At 68.7% G+C, this 16,456-nt stretch carries 21 protein-coding genes and 1 tRNA gene; 14 read left to right on the top strand and 8 right to left on the bottom strand.

The annotated features are described in order from the left end of the window. Positions 1-33: 33 nt before the first annotated feature. Positions 34-258 (bottom strand): DUF2862 domain-containing protein, encoded by a 225-nt coding sequence (locus KBZ13_RS01410; RefSeq protein WP_255005247.1) that lies wholly within the window; start codon positions 256-258, stop codon positions 34-36. 55 nt (positions 259-313) lie between these two features. On the opposite strand from KBZ13_RS01410, the gene hisF reads away from it, so the two are divergent. The 6 genes from hisF to KBZ13_RS01380 all read left to right on the top strand — a co-directional run bounded on the left by hisF (position 314) and on the right by KBZ13_RS01380 (position 4,248). Continuing rightward, positions 314-1,087, top strand: coding sequence for an imidazole glycerol phosphate synthase subunit HisF (gene hisF / locus KBZ13_RS01405; RefSeq protein ID WP_255005246.1), 774 nt, complete (start codon positions 314-316; stop codon positions 1,085-1,087). A 74-nt stretch (positions 1,088-1,161) separates the two neighbouring features. Beyond that, positions 1,162-1,533, top strand: coding sequence for a hypothetical protein (locus KBZ13_RS01400; protein ID WP_255005245.1), 372 nt, complete (start codon positions 1,162-1,164; stop codon positions 1,531-1,533). Between the two features lie 6 nt (positions 1,534-1,539). Beyond that, on the top strand, positions 1,540-2,238 hold the full coding sequence (ubiE, locus tag KBZ13_RS01395; protein ID WP_255005244.1) for a bifunctional demethylmenaquinone methyltransferase/2-methoxy-6-polyprenyl-1,4-benzoquinol methylase UbiE: 699 nt from the start codon (positions 1,540-1,542) through the stop codon (positions 2,236-2,238). Between the two features lie 141 nt (positions 2,239-2,379). Next, the gene (locus KBZ13_RS01390; RefSeq protein WP_255005243.1) at positions 2,380-3,126 is read left to right on the top strand and encodes an EAL domain-containing protein; all 747 of its coding nucleotides are present in this window, start codon (positions 2,380-2,382) and stop codon (positions 3,124-3,126) included. A gap of 55 nt (positions 3,127-3,181) precedes the next feature. Further along, positions 3,182-4,066 carry a glycine--tRNA ligase subunit alpha gene (gene glyQ / locus KBZ13_RS01385; RefSeq protein WP_255005242.1) on the top strand — a complete coding sequence of 295 codons (885 nt, stop codon included), beginning with the start codon at positions 3,182-3,184 and terminating at the stop codon, positions 4,064-4,066. Continuing rightward, the gene (locus tag KBZ13_RS01380) at positions 4,063-4,248 is read left to right on the top strand and encodes a hypothetical protein (protein ID WP_255005241.1); all 186 of its coding nucleotides are present in this window, start codon (positions 4,063-4,065) and stop codon (positions 4,246-4,248) included. The genes glyQ and KBZ13_RS01380 overlap by 4 nt, the downstream gene beginning before the upstream one ends. A gap of 4 nt (positions 4,249-4,252) precedes the next feature. Here KBZ13_RS01380 and KBZ13_RS01375 read toward each other — a convergent pair whose 3' ends face one another. Further along, positions 4,253-5,107 (bottom strand): LysM peptidoglycan-binding domain-containing protein, encoded by an 855-nt coding sequence (locus KBZ13_RS01375; protein ID WP_255005240.1) that lies wholly within the window; start codon positions 5,105-5,107, stop codon positions 4,253-4,255. An 83-nt stretch (positions 5,108-5,190) separates the two neighbouring features. Here KBZ13_RS01375 and KBZ13_RS01370 point away from each other — a divergent pair, with 83 nt between their 5' ends. From KBZ13_RS01370 to KBZ13_RS01345, 6 genes are all read left to right on the top strand, one after another. Continuing rightward, positions 5,191-7,299 carry a ComEC/Rec2 family competence protein gene (locus KBZ13_RS01370; RefSeq protein ID WP_255005239.1) on the top strand — a complete coding sequence of 703 codons (2,109 nt, stop codon included), beginning with the start codon at positions 5,191-5,193 and terminating at the stop codon, positions 7,297-7,299. Positions 7,300-7,394: 95 nt separating this feature from the next. Beyond that, a tRNA-Ser gene (locus tag KBZ13_RS01365) sits at positions 7,395-7,479 on the top strand. A 419-nt stretch (positions 7,480-7,898) separates the two neighbouring features. Beyond that, positions 7,899-8,174, top strand: coding sequence for a type II toxin-antitoxin system Phd/YefM family antitoxin (locus KBZ13_RS01360; RefSeq protein ID WP_255005238.1), 276 nt, complete (start codon positions 7,899-7,901; stop codon positions 8,172-8,174). Beyond that, entirely contained in the window at positions 8,161-8,430 is a 270-nt protein-coding gene (locus KBZ13_RS01355; RefSeq protein ID WP_255005237.1) for a Txe/YoeB family addiction module toxin, read from the top strand. Before KBZ13_RS01360 ends, KBZ13_RS01355 begins: the two co-directional genes overlap by 14 nt. Before the next feature lie 191 nt (positions 8,431-8,621). Beyond that, positions 8,622-8,789: a ribbon-helix-helix protein, CopG family gene (locus tag KBZ13_RS01350; protein WP_255005236.1), complete on the top strand. Its 168-nt coding sequence runs from the start codon at positions 8,622-8,624 to the stop codon at positions 8,787-8,789. Positions 8,790-9,242: 453 nt separating this feature from the next. Then, entirely contained in the window at positions 9,243-9,482 is a 240-nt protein-coding gene (locus tag KBZ13_RS01345; protein WP_255005235.1) for a hypothetical protein, read from the top strand. Positions 9,483-9,516: 34 nt separating this feature from the next. Here the strand turns inward: KBZ13_RS01345 and KBZ13_RS01340 are convergent, their stop codons facing one another. Continuing rightward, a complete protein-coding gene (locus tag KBZ13_RS01340; RefSeq protein WP_255005234.1) occupies positions 9,517-9,759 on the bottom strand; it encodes a hypothetical protein in 243 nt (80 codons plus the stop codon). 68 nt (positions 9,760-9,827) lie between these two features. Between KBZ13_RS01340 and KBZ13_RS01335 the strand changes: the two genes are divergently transcribed. Together KBZ13_RS01335 and KBZ13_RS01330 are read left to right on the top strand one after the other, a co-directional pair. Continuing rightward, positions 9,828-11,060, top strand: coding sequence for a glycosyltransferase (locus KBZ13_RS01335; RefSeq protein WP_255005233.1), 1,233 nt, complete (start codon positions 9,828-9,830; stop codon positions 11,058-11,060). A gap of 50 nt (positions 11,061-11,110) precedes the next feature. After that, on the top strand, positions 11,111-11,863 hold the full coding sequence (locus tag KBZ13_RS01330) for a sugar transferase (protein WP_255005232.1): 753 nt from the start codon (positions 11,111-11,113) through the stop codon (positions 11,861-11,863). Here the strand turns inward: KBZ13_RS01330 and cbiB are convergent. From cbiB to KBZ13_RS01305, 5 genes are all read right to left on the bottom strand, one after another. Continuing rightward, positions 11,857-12,873: an adenosylcobinamide-phosphate synthase CbiB gene (gene cbiB / locus KBZ13_RS01325; protein WP_255005874.1), complete on the bottom strand. Its 1,017-nt coding sequence runs from the start codon at positions 12,871-12,873 to the stop codon at positions 11,857-11,859. The genes KBZ13_RS01330 and cbiB overlap by 7 nt on opposite strands. A gap of 68 nt (positions 12,874-12,941) precedes the next feature. Further along, positions 12,942-13,991 carry a hypothetical protein gene (locus KBZ13_RS01320; RefSeq protein ID WP_255005231.1) on the bottom strand — a complete coding sequence of 350 codons (1,050 nt, stop codon included), beginning with the start codon at positions 13,989-13,991 and terminating at the stop codon, positions 12,942-12,944. Positions 13,992-14,055: 64 nt separating this feature from the next. Further along, positions 14,056-15,051 carry a ketol-acid reductoisomerase gene (gene ilvC / locus KBZ13_RS01315; protein WP_255005230.1) on the bottom strand — a complete coding sequence of 332 codons (996 nt, stop codon included), beginning with the start codon at positions 15,049-15,051 and terminating at the stop codon, positions 14,056-14,058. A gap of 61 nt (positions 15,052-15,112) precedes the next feature. Next, on the bottom strand, positions 15,113-15,715 hold the full coding sequence (locus tag KBZ13_RS01310) for an ATP-dependent Clp protease proteolytic subunit (RefSeq protein ID WP_255005229.1): 603 nt from the start codon (positions 15,713-15,715) through the stop codon (positions 15,113-15,115). Between the two features lie 48 nt (positions 15,716-15,763). Next, on the bottom strand, positions 15,764-16,435 hold the full coding sequence (locus KBZ13_RS01305) for an ATP-dependent Clp protease proteolytic subunit (RefSeq protein ID WP_255005228.1): 672 nt from the start codon (positions 16,433-16,435) through the stop codon (positions 15,764-15,766). Positions 16,436-16,456 lie beyond the last annotated feature (21 nt).

Raw genomic sequence — 16,456 nt, 5'->3', positions numbered from 1 at the left:
CCGCTGGGAGTGGGCTCAGGGGAGTCGCTCACCTCAGGCGGGGGTGATCTCGTCGTCGAAGAACCAGCCGCTGCTGCCGTTGCTCAGCTCGACCACGACGCCGACACCGCTGCCGTCGGTCATCTTGTAGCCGCTCACGGTGCCCGTGGCGTCGGTGCGCAGCAGCTCCACCATCTCGGCGGGAATGCGATCGCGCACCCGGGTGACCTTGACCCGCGAGCCGATCTGGACCGTGCCGGAGGTGGCAGCCTGGGACATGGCCTGCGCGACGGGAGAGAAGCGCAACACTAACAGTCACCCCCTGCCAGTTCTGATGGTTGCCAAGCGCATCATTCCCTGCCTCGACGTCGCCGCTGGGCGGGTGGTCAAGGGGGTCAATTTCGTCGACCTGCGGGATGCGGGCGATCCGGTGGAGCTGGCCTGCCGCTACGACGGCTCCGGCGCCGATGAGCTGGTGTTCCTCGACATCGCCGCCAGCCACCAGGGGCGCGGCACCCTGGTGGAACTGGTGCGGCGCACCGCCGAGGCGGTCACGATTCCGTTCACCGTGGGGGGCGGCATCCGCTCGGTGGAGGGGATCACCGAACTGCTGCGGGCCGGCGCCGACAAGGTGAGCCTCAATTCTTCGGCCGTGGCCGATCCCGAGCTGATCAGCCGGGGGGCCGAGCGCTTCGGCTGCCAGTGCATCGTGGTGGCGATCGACGCCCGCCGCCGTTCAAGCAGCGAGGGCTGGGATGTGTTCGTCAAGGGCGGCCGCGAGAACACCGGCCTCGATGCCCTGGCCTGGGCGCGGCGGGTGGTGGAGCTCGGGGCCGGCGAGATCCTGCTCACCTCGATGGATGGCGATGGCACCCAGGCGGGCTATGACCTGGCGCTCACCGCCGCTGTGGCCTCCGCCGTGGAGGTGCCCGTGATCGCCTCCGGCGGCGCCGGCTGCATCGACCACATCGCCGAAGCCCTGGGGCCCGGCCAGGCCTCGGCGGCCCTGCTGGCCTCCCTGCTCCACGACGGCGTGCTGACCGTGGGGGAGATCAAGGCCGACCTGATCGGACGGGGGCTGGAGATCCGCCCGCTGCATGGGCCCTGAGCCTTGATGGGCCGGGCGGCCCTTCGGGGCTGTGATCCCTCGTTACATTGTGAGTAACAATCCGAGACCATCCGTTGCCGCCCCTGGCTCCACCCCTGTCCACTGCCCTGGCCCTGCTGATGGTGGTCACGGTGTTGGCGCTGGTGGCCTGGGCCCTGCAACTGATGCAGGCCGCCAATGACCGCAAGGAGTTCGCCCTGATGCTGGCGGGCTGCATGGTCTGCTTCGCCGCCGTGGGCCTGGCCACGGTGATGGTGATCACCCTGTCAGGGCCCCACGGTCTGCTCGCCGCCCGCCCCCCTGGTCTGGCCAGCGACGGCGAAGCTGGGATCAGTCTCGATGCGATCGCCTTGCCGTGGGATCAAATGGCCCTTGATCAAGGGGCCTCGGGAGCAGCGTTCCGGCTGGCCCCCTCCAGCGGCCGGACCGCTGATCCCCTCGGCTGAGCGCCCGTGAAGCCCGGTGATCCCGCCGCGGTGCGCGAGCTGTTCGAGGCGCTCGCCCCCCGCTACGACCTGCTCAACGACCTGTTCAGCCTGGGGCTGCACCGGCTCTGGAAACGCCAGGCGATCGCCTGGCTGCGGCCGTGTCCCGGCCAGCGGATGCTCGATCTCTGCTGCGGCACCGGTGATCTGGCCCTGCTGCTGGCGGCCCGGGTGCGTCCTGCGGGCCGGGTGCTGGGGCTCGATGCGGCCGCCGCTCCCCTGGCGCTGGCCCGCCGCCGCGCCGCCGCCCAGCCCTGGTTGCCCCTCGAGTGGCACCAGGCCGATGCCCTGGCCACCGGCCTGGGCAGTGCCAGCGTGGATGGGGCGGTGATGGCCTTCGGGCTGCGCAACCTCACGGATCCCGCCGCGGGCCTGGCGGAGCTGCGGCGTGTGCTCAAACCGGGCGCCCGCGCGGCGGTTCTGGATTTCAACCGGCCCAGCGCCCCGGCGGTTGCGGCCCTGCAGCGCCAGGCCCTGCGGCGGCTGGTGGTGCCCACGGCCGAGCGCTTCGGGCTGCGGGAGCACTTCGCCTACCTGGAGCCCAGCCTGGAGCGCTTTCCCAGCGGCCCCGAGCAGGAGCGGCTGGCCGGGGCGGCCGGTTTCGCCCAGGCCCGCCACCGCCCCCTCGCGGGGGGGCTGATGGGGTTGCTGGAGCTGGTGGCCTGAGGCAGGTTCCCCTGCCCCTCCCCATCGCCAGGCTGCCGCTGGCCGGTAGACGGTTGCGGCACTGGTGGGCCAGGGAAGGCAGCGCCAACCATGCACGTTGAACTGAAGGCGATTAGACATCATCCGAACGGAACCTTCAGCGTGGAAAACTTCCACATCCAGCCCATCGTCGATCTCGCCAGCGGCCGTGTCTGCGGTGGGGAGGTCCTCTGGCGGCCGAACGGCAATGCTCCTGCCTCTGAGCAGCTCCAGGCCCTGCAAGATGATCCGACCTTGAATCTGAAGGTCACCCAGGATTCCTTCGTCTTCGTCCTCAACCAGCTGGAGCGGATTCAGACCAACGTCTGGCTGTCGGTCAACCTCTCCTGCCGCTTCATCGGCTCGGGCCGGATGTTCTTCCGCCCGATCTCCCGCGCCGTCCCTGACCTCGACAACCTGCGCCGCAAGGTGGGCAAGCGTCTGGTGGTGGAGGTCACCGAGCGTGGCGTGGCCGGCCATGAGGAATCGGCCTTCATCAACGAGCTCACGGGTCTGCACACCATCGCCGTCGATGACTTCGGCACCGGGGATGCTCCCCTTTCCCACATGCTCTCGCTGAAGTTCTCCAAGGTGAAGGTCGACCGCTCGATCATCACCGGCATCGATTCCGACAGCTACCGCCAGCGTTTTCTGCAGTGGCTGCTGGCCGGCTGCCATGCCATCGGTGTGGAGGTGTGCGCCGAGGGCGTCGAAACGGAATCCGAGGCCGCCTTCCTGCGCCGCATCGGTGTCGACCAGGGTCAGGGCTGGCTTTGGAGCAAGGCACTCCCCGCCGATCAGTTCGAGGCGCTCACGGTGCCGATGGAGTCGGTCACCCAGTCGCTCGGGCGCATCCTCAACGCCTCCTGAGCGGCGGTCTGGGATCATCGGGATCGACCAGGTCGATCCTCAAGCGGCGCGGGCGATGCACTTCCAAGACATCATTTCCACCCTGAATCAGTTCTGGGCGGCACAGGGATGTCTGCTGCTCCAGCCCTACGACACTGAGAAGGGGGCTGGCACGATGAGCCCCCACACGGTGCTGCGAGCGATCGGCCCGGAGCCCTGGGCCGTGGCTTATCCGGAGCCCTGCCGCCGCCCCACCGACGGCCGCTACGGCGACAACCCCAACCGCGCCCAGCACTACTTCCAGTACCAGGTGCTGATCAAGCCCTCCCCCGATGGCATCCAGGAGACCTACCTGGCCTCCCTTGAAGCGTTGGGCATCCGCGCCGCTGACCACGACATCCGCTTCGTGGAGGACAACTGGGAATCCCCCACCCTCGGTGCCTGGGGCGTGGGTTGGGAGGTGTGGCTCGATGGCATGGAGGTCACCCAGTTCACCTATTTCCAGCAGTGCGGCGGTCTCGATTGCCGGCCGGTGTCAATCGAGATCACCTACGGCCTCGAGCGCCTGGCGATGTACCTCCAGGACGTGGAGAGCATCTGGGAGCTGAGCTGGAACGGCGAGCGCACCTACGGCGACATCTGGTTGCCGTTTGAGAAGGGTCAGTGCACCTACAACTTCGAAGCCTCCAGCGCCGAGCGCCTGCTGCAGCTGTTCGCTCTCTACGAGGCCGAGGCCACTGAGCTGGTGGAACGGCGCCTGCCGGCCCCAGCCCTCGATTACGTGCTCAAGTGCAGCCACACCTTCAACCTGCTGGAGGCCCGTGGCGTGATCTCGGTCACCGAGCGCACCGCCACCATCGCCCGCATCCGGCACCTGGCCCGGCAGGTGGCCGAAGCCTGGCTGCAGGAGCGCGAGGCCCTGGGCTTCCCCTTGCTCAAGGCCCCGGCGGTGCCGGTGTGATCAAGCGGATCCTGCTGCTGGTGGTGGTGGCTGCGGGCAGTTTCCAGGGGGGCCGCCTCACCGAGCGGGCCGTGGGGCCCTGCCGCATCCGGCCCGTGGCCGCCCTGCTGGCGCCGCTGATCGGCCAGAAGATGCCCAGCCCCCAGCTCTGCGATCTGATGCTCAAGTTGCCCAGCCCCTGAGCGCTCAGGGGGCCACCGGCAGGGCCGGTGCATCGAGGGTGTTGCTGCACAGGTCGATCACGATCTGCTGGCCGATGGATCTGGGATCCGGCGGCGCCCAGCCCTCCCAGTCCCCATCGATGCGCCAGGTCTGGCGCAGGCTCTCGCACTGCACCGCCACCGCCGTTGCCCCGGCCCGCCGCACCCCCAGATCGGCCACGGCCGGCTTCACCAGGGTGATGCGCACGCCGCCCGGGTGCAGCCGCCAGCCGGCCCAGTCCACCTCCGTGCTCCCGTAGCGGCGCCAGCGGGCCCGGCCCGATTGCTCCCGCAGGCTGAGATCGGCCCGGTCGCGGCGCTCGGCTGGGCTCAGCAGCAAGGCGGCGGCGGCGGTCTGGTCCCCCGTGCCGGCCGGCGGCGCTGGAATGGCGGGCCCCAGGGGGCGCGGCGGAGCCGGCGCTTCAGGGCGCACTCCCTGGCTCCCCGGCAGCTTCAGCCAGCTGCCCACCGGCAGGGCCTCGGCCCGCAGGCCCGGGTTGAGCCGCTGCAGGGCGTCCACGGTGGTGTCGCTGCGGTTGGCGATCGCTTCGAGGGTGTCGCCGGAGCGGATCAGCAGCCCCGGCCCCGCTGGTGGCAGCCGTAGCCGCTGGCCCACCACCAGCTGGTTGGCGTCCTTGAGCTGGTTGATCTCGATCAGCCCCTCGACGCTGACGCCGTGGCGCTGGGCGATGGCCTCAAGGGTGTCCCCTTCGCGCACCGTGATCGAGCGACCTGGGCCGAGGCCCTGGGCCAGGGACTGGGCCTGGAGAGGGGCTTGGCTGAGCCCTGCGGGCACGCAGGCGGCCAGCAGCAGGGCGAAAACCACGGCGGAGGCACGCACGGGCTTTGGGAAACGGACGGGACAGTGGCCGAACCCTAGGGGAACCCCCTGGGAACCCTGACGAGGTGTTCTCCGACCTCCCTATGCCTGCCGTTGTGGTGGCGTTGGCCCTGGTGGCCCTGGCCCTGGGGGTGGTGTCGCTGCCGGATCCCGTCCGCTGGCTGGCCCTTGTGCCCCTGGTCGCGTTAGCGGGCTGGTTGAGCCAGCGCCGCGCCTGGGGCCTGCGTCAGCGGGCCCTGCTGCTGGCGCTGTTGCCGCTGCTGCTGCTGTGGGGGCTGATTCACCAGAGCCACCCCGGGCCGGCCGATCCGAGCCGGCTGGTGGGGACGGCCCCGATCACCGTGCTGGAGGGGCGCCTGGCGGTTGATCCCCAGCCCCTCAGCGCGGGTGAGGGCTGCCGGGCGGTGCTCGAGCAGGCCGGGGGCGCCACGGAGCTGCGTTTTTCCACCTGCCCCGACCTGCGCCAGGGCTGGCGCCTGCGTGTCAGCGGCGTCCTGCGACGGCCGGCCTCGGGGCCCCATCCCCTGCTCAGTAGTGCCGCCGAGCGGCTGGCCCGCCAGGGCATCTGGAGCCAGATGCGTGTGGAGAAAGTGGAGGTGCTGGAGCGACCGGCGACGCCGGTGGCCGACTTGCGCCGGCGTATGGCCACGGCCCTGCTCCAGCAGGGCGGACCCGACAGGGGCGGGGTGCTGGCGGCCCTGGTGCTGGGCAGCGCCGTGGTGCCCGTGCCGCAGGCCGTGCGCGAGGCCTTTCGCGTCGCCGGCCTCTCCCACGCCCTGGCGGCCAGTGGCTTTCACCTCACGGTGCTGCTCGGGGCGGTGATGGTGCTGGGGCGGCGCTCCCCCCGGCCGATCCGCTGGACCCTGGCCGGCGGGGCGATGCTGCTGTTCTTGCTGCTGGCGGGGCCCCAGCCCTCGGTGGTGCGGGCCGTGCTGATGGGGGCGGTGGCCTTCGTGGTGCTGGAGAGCGGCCAGCGCGGCCGGCCCCTGGGGGTGCTGCTGCTCACGGTGCTGCTGATGCTGCTGGTGCAGCCCCTGTGGCTGCTGGATGTGGGTTTCCAGCTCTCGGTGGCGGCCACCGCCGGTCTGATGCTCACCTCCCGCGACCTGGAAACAGCCCTGGCCGCTCGCCTGCGGTCGCTCAGTTCCGCTCCCTGGGCGCACAAGCTGTCGGGGGGCCTGGCGGCGGGGCTGGCGGTGCCCCTGGCGGCCTCGCTCTGGACCCTGCCGCTGCAGCTGCTGCACTTCGGCAGTGTGCCGATTTGGGCCGTGCCCTCCAATCTGGTGGTCTCACCACTGCTGACGCCCCTCACCCTCGGGGCGATGGCGATGGCGCTGCTGGCGGTGCTGGCGCCACCGCTGCTGGTTCTGCTGGCCTGGCCCCTTGTGACCCTCACCGGAGTGCTGCTGGCGATCACCCGCTGGTTTGCGGCCCTGCCCATGGCCCAGTGGCAGCTGGGGCGGCCCAATGCGGGGCTGGTGCTGCTGTTCAGCCTGGGTTTGCTGCCGCTGCTGGTGGCGTCCTTGGGTCGATGGCGCCGGGGTCGGGCCTGCGGGCTGGCCTTGATCGCCCTGGCGAGCGCGGTGCACCTGGCCCTGATCGGTGTCGACCAGCTGCTGTTGGTGCACCAGGGGGCGGGGGATCTGCTGCTGGCCACCCACCAGGGACGCGCTGCCCTGGTGAGCACCCGAAGCGATGGCCTCAGCTGCAGCCGCGCCCGTCAGCTGGCCCTGGGCCTCGGTCTGCAGCGCTACGACTGGCTGTTGGTCAGCGATCCGGTGGCAGCGGCCGACCCGGCCTGCTGGCGTGCGCTCTCACCCCTGGTGCTCAGCTCCGGTGAGCAGCGCTTGCCGCTGGCGCCTGGGCAGCGGCTGGAGAGTCCGGGGCTGAGCCTGGAGGCTCTGGCGGCCGGCGGTCTGGCCCTGCGGCTGCAGGTGGGGGAGCACCCCTGGGTGCTGCTGCCGGATCGCCAGTCGCTGTGGTCTTGGCAGCAGGCGGTCGTCGGCGAAAGGCCACGGCTGGCGGGCCTGTGGCTGGGTTTCCGGCCCCGCCGGGCCGAGCGGGTGTGGCTGGCGTCGCTGGCTCCCCCGCGGCTGTGGTTGAGCGGACGGGCCCCGGCCGGGAAGGGGGCGCTACCCGGGGGCTGGTTCGCCAGTGGGGACAGCGGTTCCCTGCAGGGGCCGCCGGGCTGAGGCCGTTGCTGGATCTGCGGACCCAGGGCCGATGTCTACAGTGCCCTCGGCCTGCGGGCCGGCCAGGCGTTGTGGTCCCTGCAGCGCGGTGGTCTGGAGAGGTGGCTGAGTGGTCGAAAGCGAACGACTCGAAATCGTTTGAAGGGAAACCTTCCGTGGGTTCGAATCCCACCCTCTCCGTTTTTGCTCCATCCGACGAAATCCGGCGGCGCACGAGAAGTGTTGCACCGTAAGGCTTTTGAGGAAACCCTGGTCCGGGCTGATCCGGGGAAATCCGCCTGCATCAACCCCCGGCTGACGCCGATACCGTCAACTACGGCGCCTCTGCGTTCGGAGCCTTTGCGGCAAGATGGCCTCCGCGAATTCCAAAATGCTTTCGGGGAAAGCAATTTGGGCCCTCCGTCGAGCGGTCACAAAGCCGGTACCAGGCACCACGACCGCGATCGCCTCTAGCCCTGGGTGGCTCGCTCCGTCGCCAAGACCCGGCGCAGGGACGGCCGCTGGGTGGGGCAAGCGCCAATAGGGAGTTCCCCCTGCTGTTGCCGTGCTCATCCCAGGTAGAAGCTTTAGCCTGTTGTACAGGGAATTGGACGGATCAGATGCAGGTGGTCAGTTTTTCGGAGGCCCGCGAGAGCTTCAAGGCCGTCCTTGATCGCGTGGAAGCTGATGCGGATGTGACCCTGATCACCCGCCGCCACGCCCAGGGCGCCGTACTGATGTCGCTCAACACCTACAACAGCCTGATGGAGACGGTGCATCTGCTGCGCTCTCCCGCCAATGCAGCCCACCTTCAGCGTTCCCTTGGGCAGGCGGAGCGCGGTGAGCTGTTCCAGCATGGTCTGATTGATCCGGATCTCGCTGATGCCGGCAGCTGAGCGGCTCGGTTGGACCCCGGCGGCATGGGAGGACTACCTCTACTGGCAGGGTCAGGACCGCCAACAGCTTCGGCGGATCAATCAACTGATCCAGGCCTGTCTGCGGGACCCTTGTGCGGGCATCGGCAAGCCTGAGCCGTTGCGTGAAAATCTCTCCGGTTGCTGGTCGCGGCGCATCAACGACGAGCACCGGCTGTTTTATCGACTGGAGGCAGGTGTTTTGCTGATCCTGGCTTGCCGGTATCACTACCGCTGAAACGGGCAGCTCGGCAAGAGCCCGTGACGTTGCTGGGGTGAGCCCCCGGGAGTGCCATGGGCCACTCCAGGCCCGGTGGGTGATTGATCGGGCAGCAGCGGAGAAGTTGGGCTGCGCGGCGGGACCTCAGCCTTGCCTTGGAGCGTATGTGATGCATCTATGCTGCAACGTTGGTCTGTGCCTGCTTGGGCTTGGATGAAGGCCTGGATCCGGCGCGGTTCCCCCGCCGCCTTGAGCTGGAGATCTCCGCAGAGGCCATGGAACTCCTGATCGAGCTGGCGCAGCGCACGGGCCGGTCGATCAACGAAGTCGCCCTGGAGTTGCTTGATGGGCAGATTCGTCGCCTGCAGGGTGATTGAGCCCAGCGAGATCCGCTTGGTTGTCTTGCACGGATCGCGGCAACGATCGAGCTGGGGGCCCGGGCGAGAACGAGGAAGCGGATCGGCCCATGGGCGCGGCTGGGACCGATCCCTACTGGAGCGTCATGGCTCTGGGGCACCCTCTACCCCTCGGCAACGGTTGTTAGCAACCTTCCGTAGGCCAGATCGCTGCTGGAAGCATGGATGGGCAAGAAAAAAGCGGACCCGGGTGGCTCCGCTCGATGACCAGTTCCACTTTATGGCACTTTGTAACGAATCTCTCGTCTTGGGCGGTTCGGTTCACCGATCCGTGTAGTTGCTTCCTCAATCGATCGACCATGGGCCCGAACCCATGGCCCTGGAGAGGGCTCGCTCGGGTGATCTGTTGTCACACTTGCGTTTGAGCAGGACTGAGGTAGCGGGTTTAGGGTGAAAGCAACGGGCCGTTGGACGTTGAAAGTCACCCACTACAACGACGAGCACCTCATCGGCTTGTCTTCAGAGGAGGCAGCCCTGTTCGTTGATGTCTGCCATGCGGCGATCTTCTCGGATTTCATGCCACAGGATCCCGAGACCCAGAACCGCCTGATGTTGTTGCTGGGTCAGGTCCAGATCGGTCTGCTGCCCACCGCCCAGCAGTACTGGGAGCAGCAGCGCCTGTCGGCCACCTCCTCCCCCTCCTCCCTGCCCTGAGGGGCGGCGCTCCTTGCCGGCTCACCGCCGAAACTCAGGAGTGGAACAACAGCACCAGACCGTTGCTGAGCTGGTGAAACTCCCGCTCCTCACGGCTCAGGTCGAGTCCCACCAGCAGGCCCTCCTTGAGGGCGTCCTCATAGGGCGGCGAGACGGGCGGCTTCCCCACACGCCAGAGCGCCGCGATGCCCACCGGGGTGGCATGCCAGCTGAAACAGGCCGTCGTGCCGATCGACGGCTCCTTCATGGCGTCTTCAAGCAGCTCGCGGATCGGCATGGCCTGACGGAACTTCGGACAGCATCGGAATCTCTGGGCTGGGGGGCAATCAGCTGAGAGCTTTCGTGATGTCCGCCCCCGATGGCAGCGCCACCTACGGTGCGCCCATGCACCGCCTTCCCGCTCCGATCGCCCTCGTGCACGAGTGGTTCACCCCCCGCTCGGTGGGGGGATCGGAGCAGGTGGTGCAGGCCCTCGATCCGGTGCTGCGGCCGGACCTGTTCGCCCTGGTGGATGGCGAGAGCCACCGCGACGACAGCTGGCTGGCGGGCCGCCGCATTCGCACCAGCTTCATTCAGCAGCTGCCCTGGGGCATCAGCCATGTGCAGCAGTACCTGCCCTTGCTGCCCCTGGCGATCGAGCAGCTCGATCTGGCGGGCTATCCCCTGGTGGTGAGCAGCAACCATCTGGTGGCCAAAGGGGTGCTCACCGGCCCCGACCAGCTGCACGTGAGTTACGTGCATACCCCCGTGCGCTACGCCTGGGACCAGATGCACCCCTATCTGGCCAGCTCCGCCCTGGCCCGCAGCCCCCTGGGGCCGCTGATCCGCTGGCAACTTCACCGCTTGCGTCTGTGGGACACGCTCAGCAGCGGCCGGGTTGATGTGCTCGTGGCCAATTCCCGCTTCACGGCCCGCCGCATCCGCCGTTACTGGCGGCGCGAGAGCCTGGTGGTGCCGCCGCCGGTGAGCCTCTCCCGTTTCAGACCGGGGGCCCCCCGCGATGACTTCTATCTCTCTCTCTGCCGCCTGGTGCCCTACAAGCGGGTGGATCTGGTGATCGAGGCCTTCAATCGCCTCGCCCTGCCGCTGCTGGTGGTCGGCGATGGCCCTGAGCGGCGGCGGCTTGAGGCGATCGCGGGCCCCACCGTGCGGCTGCTGGGGCGCCGCAGCGAGGCGGAGGTGAATGAGCTGATGGGGCGCTGCCGCGCCTACGTGTTCGCCGGACTGGAGGATTTCGGCATTGCCCCGGTGGAGGCCATGGCGGCGGGCGCCCCGGTGATCGGGCTGGGCCAGGGGGGCCTGCTGGACAGCGTGCGCTGCCTGCGCAGTGGCGTGCCGGGCCCCACCGGTCTGCTGTTCCCCGAGCAGACCGTGGCCTCACTGGAGGCGGCCGTCGCCTATTTCCACGACCAGGAGCTCTGGAGGCGTTTCTCCAGCGAGGCCCTGCGCCATTGGGCCGAGCGTTTCGCCCCCGAGCGCTTCGAGGAACGCATGCTCAGCGTGCTCGAGCGCAGCTGGGAGCAGCACCGGCGCCGGCTGGCCCACGACAGCCGACCGGGCGCTGTGCCTCTGGTTTGAGTGACCCTGGCGATTGGATCGACGCACCTGGGGATCATTGAATGATGTCCATGGCTGACAGCACGCTGAGCCCTTCACCCCGCCGCCTGAACGATCGCGCTGGTGATCTGTTGCTCGTGGAACTTGATCATCAGCGCCGGACTTCAGTGCCCACGGCCCAGGATCTGATCGACGCCCAGGCGATCGGTTCACGGGTGCTCAAGCGCAGCGGTGATCTGCTCTTCGCTGCCCTGGTGCTGACGCTCGGATCACCCGTGCTGCTGGCTCTGGCGGTGGTCGTGAAGCTGAGTTCCCACGGGCCGGTGTTCTACGTGCAACGGAGGGTGGGCCGGGGCTACCGCGATTTCGGCTGCATCAAGTTCCGCACGATGCGCAAGGACGCCGATCGGATCTTGCCTGAACTGCTGCAGCGCTCACCGGAACTGGAGGCGGAATTCAGGAACGATTTCAAGCTCAAGGATGACCCGCGCATCACCCGGATCGGGAAATTTCTGCGCCGCTCCAGCCTCGATGAATTGCCCCAGTTCGTGAATGTGTTGCGGGGCGAAATGAGCGTGGTGGGTCCGCGTCCCATCGTGCGCGCCGAACTCAAGCGCTACGGCCTGCAGATGGATGAGGTGCTGGCCGTGCGCCCGGGTCTCACAGGCCTCTGGCAGGTGTCGGGCCGCAACAACCTCAGCTATAAAACCCGGGTGAGCCTGGATCTGCGTTACGCGCGCCGCCGCAGCCTGGTGATGGATCTGGGCATCATCGTGCGCACCATCGGCGTGATCCTGTTCCCCCGCGACCGCGGCGCCTACTGAGGCAGCGGCAAGCTTCCCAGCTGCCAAGTCGCCAGCCGTCCAGCCGCCTGGAGCCCAGCCGGAAGAGCCAGCGCCACCGCCAGACTGGTCCCCAGCCAGAGTCCCTCCAGCCTGCGGCTGAGCGACAGGATGCGACCAACCCCCGGGGCCGTGACGGCCCCCAGGCCAGTTCCCAGCACGGGTTTGTTCATCCACTGGCCGCCATAACGGTTGGCCCCTCCCAGTTGCAGCCTGGCCGCATGGGCGTAGGCCGCCTGGGAGACCCCCGCGTTCGGGGAGGGGTCGGGCGCCCCATCAGCCAGGGCTTGCTGGAGCAGCTTGATGGGGTGCCCTGCCAGCAGTCCCAGCCCCAGGGCCACCAGTCGGCAAGGCAGCCAGGTGAGCAGATCGTCGAGCCTCGCCCCGGCGGTGCCCAGCCAGCGCAGGCGGCCGCGGCGGTAGCCCAGCATCGAATCGAGGGTGCTGGCCGCCTTGAAGACCCAGGCCAGGGCCAGGGGGCCAGGGCCCCCCAAGGGCCAGAGCAACCCCCCCAGCAGCATCCAGAACAGGGGTCCGAACAGCCCGTCAACGGCGTTTTCCGCGGCGGTCTCCGCCGCTGCCCGCAGGATCTCCGCCTCCGCCAGACCCTCCACATCGCGGCCCACGATCCAGCTCAGGCGTTCGCGGGCCTGCTCCAGGTCGCCGGCCGCGAGGGCGGCCAGCACGCTCCCCACGGCCTGCTCGAGGCTGCGGCCGGCCAGGGCACTGGCCAGGCCGAGCAGCAGCAGCGGCAGCCCAAGCAACGGACGTGCAAGCACCAGGTGCTCCACCGCCAGGCCCGCGGCGGCGCTTCCCCCCAGCAGCAGCAGGGTGATCAGCAGCCCCGCCAACCGCAGGGCAGCGGGCCGATCGCCCGCCCAGGCCTCGGCCAAGCTCCGCAGGCCGTCGATCACCCAGCCCATCACCTGCACCGGATGCAGCCAGCGGCGCGGGTCCCCCAGCAGGCGATCGAGCCCACAGGCCAAGGCCACCAGGAACCAGGTCACCAGCAGCCTGGTCCCCAGTGCCGCTGTGGCGGTGACGTCGAGGCTGGTGGCATTCACGCCAGCTGGGGGCGCCAGCGGCGGTGCAGCAGCAGGGCGGCAAGCACGAAGGCCGCCAGAACGATGGGCAGGGCCCGCTCCAGGCCCAGTGCCTGACTGAGAGCTCCGATCGCCAGGGTGCCCAGCAGACCCCCCAGGGCCCCTGAGCGCTCCAGCACCTGCCAGCGCACGGCCACCGCCCCCAAGGGGGCCAGCGCGTCGATCAGATGGCCGTCGCTGCCGGCCGCCAGCAGGCCCATCGGCAGGAACAGCAGCACCGCCCCCCAGCCCGGCAGCGCCTGGGTGGCCGCCAGCAGCAGGGCGATCAGCAGGTAGGGCAGCCCGGGCCGCAGCCTGGGCTGCAGCGGGGTGGCCCCCAGGGTGCGGCCGAGCCCATAGGCGGTCAGCACCATGCCGAAATCGAAGCAGTTGCCCGCGCCCACCTTGCGCACCCACAGCGCCAGCAGGGCAAACAGGCTGCCGAACAGCACCCCCTGCAGGAGGCTGCGGAGCTCGAATCCACCCTTGGGCACAGGCAGCGGCGTTGGGGGCGCGGCCTCAGGGCCGCTGCGGCCGGAGGCCCAGGCCAGGGGCAACAGGGGCAAGAGCAGCACCAGGGCGTTGGCGTACTGGGCGACGGCCTTGCCGATCGGGAACAGCACGCCGGTGAGCAGGTTTCCCAGGAGTTGACCGAGGGATCCACCGAGGCGCAGCTGCTCCATCGGCACCCGCGAGCGGCTGAGCAGGGTCTGCTGCAGGGGCAGGCGGCTCATCTGACTCCCGAGGCCGAAGAGCAGCACCGCCAGCAGCGGCCACAGCACCGAGGGTCCGGTGAGTTTGACGCTCACCGCCAGCAGCAGCAGCGCGCTGGCCAACTGCAGGCCGTATCCCTCCTTGGCCTTCAGGGGCAGGGGCAGCAGGGCCGGCAGGGCTCCGAGCGCCGGGAGCAGGCTGTTCACCAGTGGTGAGGGGCTCAGCCCGCTGACCAGCCAGCCGGTGGAGGCCACCGTGAGGGCTCCACCGGCCTGGGCACTGCCCCAGGCCAGGGAGGGAAGCAGGCTGCTCATGGCTTCAGGCGATTGGCGCCAGTTTGCCCCCGGAGGTCGTTCGAGCCAGCCCGTTGCGCCGCGCTCAGGCGGCTTTGAGCCAGCTGAACATCGCCCGCAGGCCTGTGCCCACCTTCTCGATCGGGTGCTGGCTGTCCCGCTCACGGATGCGGGTCATCTCGGGTTTGCCGGCGTCGCATTCGGCCACGAAATTGCGGGCGAAGGTGCCGTCCTGGATGTCGGTGAGGATGCGCTTCATCTCCGCCTTGGTGTCGGCGGTGATCAGGCGCGGGCCGCTCACATAATCGCCGTATTCGGCGGTGTTGGAGATCGAATCGCGCATGGCGGTCAGGCCGCCCTTGACCATCAGATCAACAATCAGTTTCACCTCGTGCAGGCACTCGAAGTAGGCCAGCTCGGGCTGGTAGCCAGCCTCCACCAGGGTTTCAAAGCCGGCCTTGACCAGCTCGCTCAGCCCGCCGCAGAGCACCGCCTGCTCCCCGAAAAGGTCGGTTTCGGTCTCTTCCTTGAAGTTGGTTTCCAGAATCCCGGCGCGGGTGCCACCGATCGCCTTGGCGTAGGCCATCGCCAGGGCGCGGGCGTGGCCGGAGGCGTCCTGCTCGATCGCAAACAGGGCCGGCACGCCCTGGCCGTTCTGGTACTCCCAGCGCACGGTGTGGCCCGGGCCCTTGGGGGCGATCATCACCACGTCGACATCAGCAGGGGGCTTGATCAGTCCGAAGCGGATGTTGAAGCCATGGGCGAAGCTCAGCACCTTGCCGGCGCTCAGGTGGGGCGCGATCTCAGCGTCGTAGACCTTCTTCTGGAATTCATCGGGCAGCAGCACCATGATCCAGTCGGCCTTGGCGCAGGCATCGGCCACGCTCAACACTTCAAGGCCATCGGCCCTGGCCTTCTCGGCCGACCGGCTGCCTTCATAGAGGCCCACCACCACGGCCACGCCGCTGTCCTTGAGGTTGAGGGCGTGGGCATGGCCCTGGGAGCCGTAGCCGATGATCGCCACCGTCCTGCCGTTCAGCAGGCTGAGGTCGGCGTCGGAGTCGTAGAAGAGCTGGGCCATTCCGGGCGGCGGGCGGTGCAATCGGCGACTTTACGGTCGCGGCCGACCGGCCTAAGAGAGATCAGGCGTCAGTGGGGTGGGCGATCACCCGGTCGATCAGGCCGTACTCCTTGGCCTCGGCGGCGCTGAGGAAGTAGTCGCGGTCGGTGTCCTTGGTGACTTTCTCGAGGCTCTGGCCGCACATGTCGGCGAGCGACTGGTTGAGCATGTCCTTCATGCGCAGGATCTCGCGCGCCTCGATCTCGATGTCGCTGGCCTGCCGCTGGCTGGTGCCTCCCAGGGGCTGGTGGATCATGATCCGGCTGTGGGGCAGGGCCAGGCGTTTGCCCTTGGTGCCCGCCGCCAGCAGGAACGCCCCCATCGAGGCCGCCAGGCCCACGCAGATCGTCACCACATCGGATTTCACGTACTGGATGGTGTCGAAGATCGCCAGGCCGGCGGTCACCGACCCCCCCGGTGAATTGATGTAGAGGTAGATGGGTTTGCTATTGTCGTCGGAATCCAGATAGAGCATCTGGGCGACCAGGCTGTTGGCGATCGAGTCATTCACCTCAGAGCCCAGAAACAGGATCCGCTCCACCCCGAGGCGGGTGTAGATGTCGACCCAGCGCTCGTATTGGCTGCCGGGGAGGCGGTAGGGAACGCTGGGGGTGCCGATGGGCATGGCGGAAGCAGGTGCAGTGGTGGAAGCGGGATCGGTGGGAGGAAAGGCTCAGAGCCCAGGAAGCGGTGCCGGCAGGTCCTTGAGGCTGGTGAGCACGCGGTCGATCAGGCCGTACTCCACCGCTTCGGCGGCGGTGAGGTAGGTCATGCGATCGGAATCCTTGGAGAGTTGCTCGGGGCTGCGACCGGTGTTCTCAGAGAGCATCTCGAGCATCGTGCGCTTGTTGTGCAGCACCTCGGTGGCCCGGATCTGGATGTCGGTGGCCTGACCGCGGGCGCCGGAGCGGGGCTGGTGCAGCACGATCGAGGCATGGGGCAGGGCCGCCCGGTGGCCCTTGGCGCCGGCCGAGAGGATCATCGCGGCGGTGCCCATGGCCTGGCCGATGCAGATGGTGTGCACCGGCGGCTTGACATAGCGGATCGTGTCGCAGATGGCGAAGGCCTCGGTCTCGAAGCCGATCGCATCGCCCGAATACCAGCTGGTGCCGGTGGAGTTGATGTAGAAGAAAATCGGCTTGTCCGGGTTGTCGAACTCCAGAAAAAGCAGCTGGGCGATGATCAGCTCGGTCACGTCGACGCCCATCTGCCGCTTGGCATCGTCGTCGGAGAAGAGCGGCAACCCGAGGTAGACGATCCGTTCCTTGAGCAGCAGCGAGGGCAGATCAGGCGGCGGTGTGCGCATGACGGCTGAATCGCCGTAGTAGGGGGCCGACACCGACATCAAAGGGCTCACTCCAAAACC

This window comes from Cyanobium sp. ATX 6F1 (genome assembly GCF_024346315.1).
Classification (GTDB): Bacteria; Cyanobacteriota; Cyanobacteriia; order PCC-6307; family Cyanobiaceae; genus ATX-6F1.
This window is presented reverse-complemented; position numbering and strand designations above follow the sequence as displayed.

Bases quoted from the DNA above. Each gene is read 5' to 3' on its own strand.
- hisF (WP_255005246.1), top strand. From the start codon at position 314: ATGGTTGCCAAGCGCATCATTCCCTGCCTCGACGTCGCCGCTGGGCGG.
- KBZ13_RS01360 (WP_255005238.1), top strand. From the start codon at position 7,899: ATGCAGGTGGTCAGTTTTTCGGAGGCCCGCGAGAGCTTCAAGGCCGTC.
- KBZ13_RS01320 (WP_255005231.1), bottom strand. From the start codon at position 13,991: ATGAGCAGCCTGCTTCCCTCCCTGGCCTGGGGCAGTGCCCAGGCCGGT.
- KBZ13_RS01330 (WP_255005232.1), top strand. From the start codon at position 11,111: ATGGCTGACAGCACGCTGAGCCCTTCACCCCGCCGCCTGAACGATCGC.
- KBZ13_RS01355 (WP_255005237.1), top strand. From the start codon at position 8,161: ATGCCGGCAGCTGAGCGGCTCGGTTGGACCCCGGCGGCATGGGAGGAC.
- KBZ13_RS01340 (WP_255005234.1), bottom strand. From the start codon at position 9,759: ATGCCGATCCGCGAGCTGCTTGAAGACGCCATGAAGGAGCCGTCGATC.
- KBZ13_RS01410 (WP_255005247.1), bottom strand. From the start codon at position 258: ATGTCCCAGGCTGCCACCTCCGGCACGGTCCAGATCGGCTCGCGGGTC.
- KBZ13_RS01370 (WP_255005239.1), top strand. From the start codon at position 5,191: ATGCCTGCCGTTGTGGTGGCGTTGGCCCTGGTGGCCCTGGCCCTGGGG.
- ilvC (WP_255005230.1), bottom strand. From the start codon at position 15,051: ATGGCCCAGCTCTTCTACGACTCCGACGCCGACCTCAGCCTGCTGAAC.
- glyQ (WP_255005242.1), top strand. From the start codon at position 3,182: ATGCACTTCCAAGACATCATTTCCACCCTGAATCAGTTCTGGGCGGCA.
- KBZ13_RS01335 (WP_255005233.1), top strand. From the start codon at position 9,828: ATGTCCGCCCCCGATGGCAGCGCCACCTACGGTGCGCCCATGCACCGC.
- KBZ13_RS01305 (WP_255005228.1), bottom strand. From the start codon at position 16,435: ATGTCGGTGTCGGCCCCCTACTACGGCGATTCAGCCGTCATGCGCACA.
- KBZ13_RS01310 (WP_255005229.1), bottom strand. From the start codon at position 15,715: ATGCCCATCGGCACCCCCAGCGTTCCCTACCGCCTCCCCGGCAGCCAA.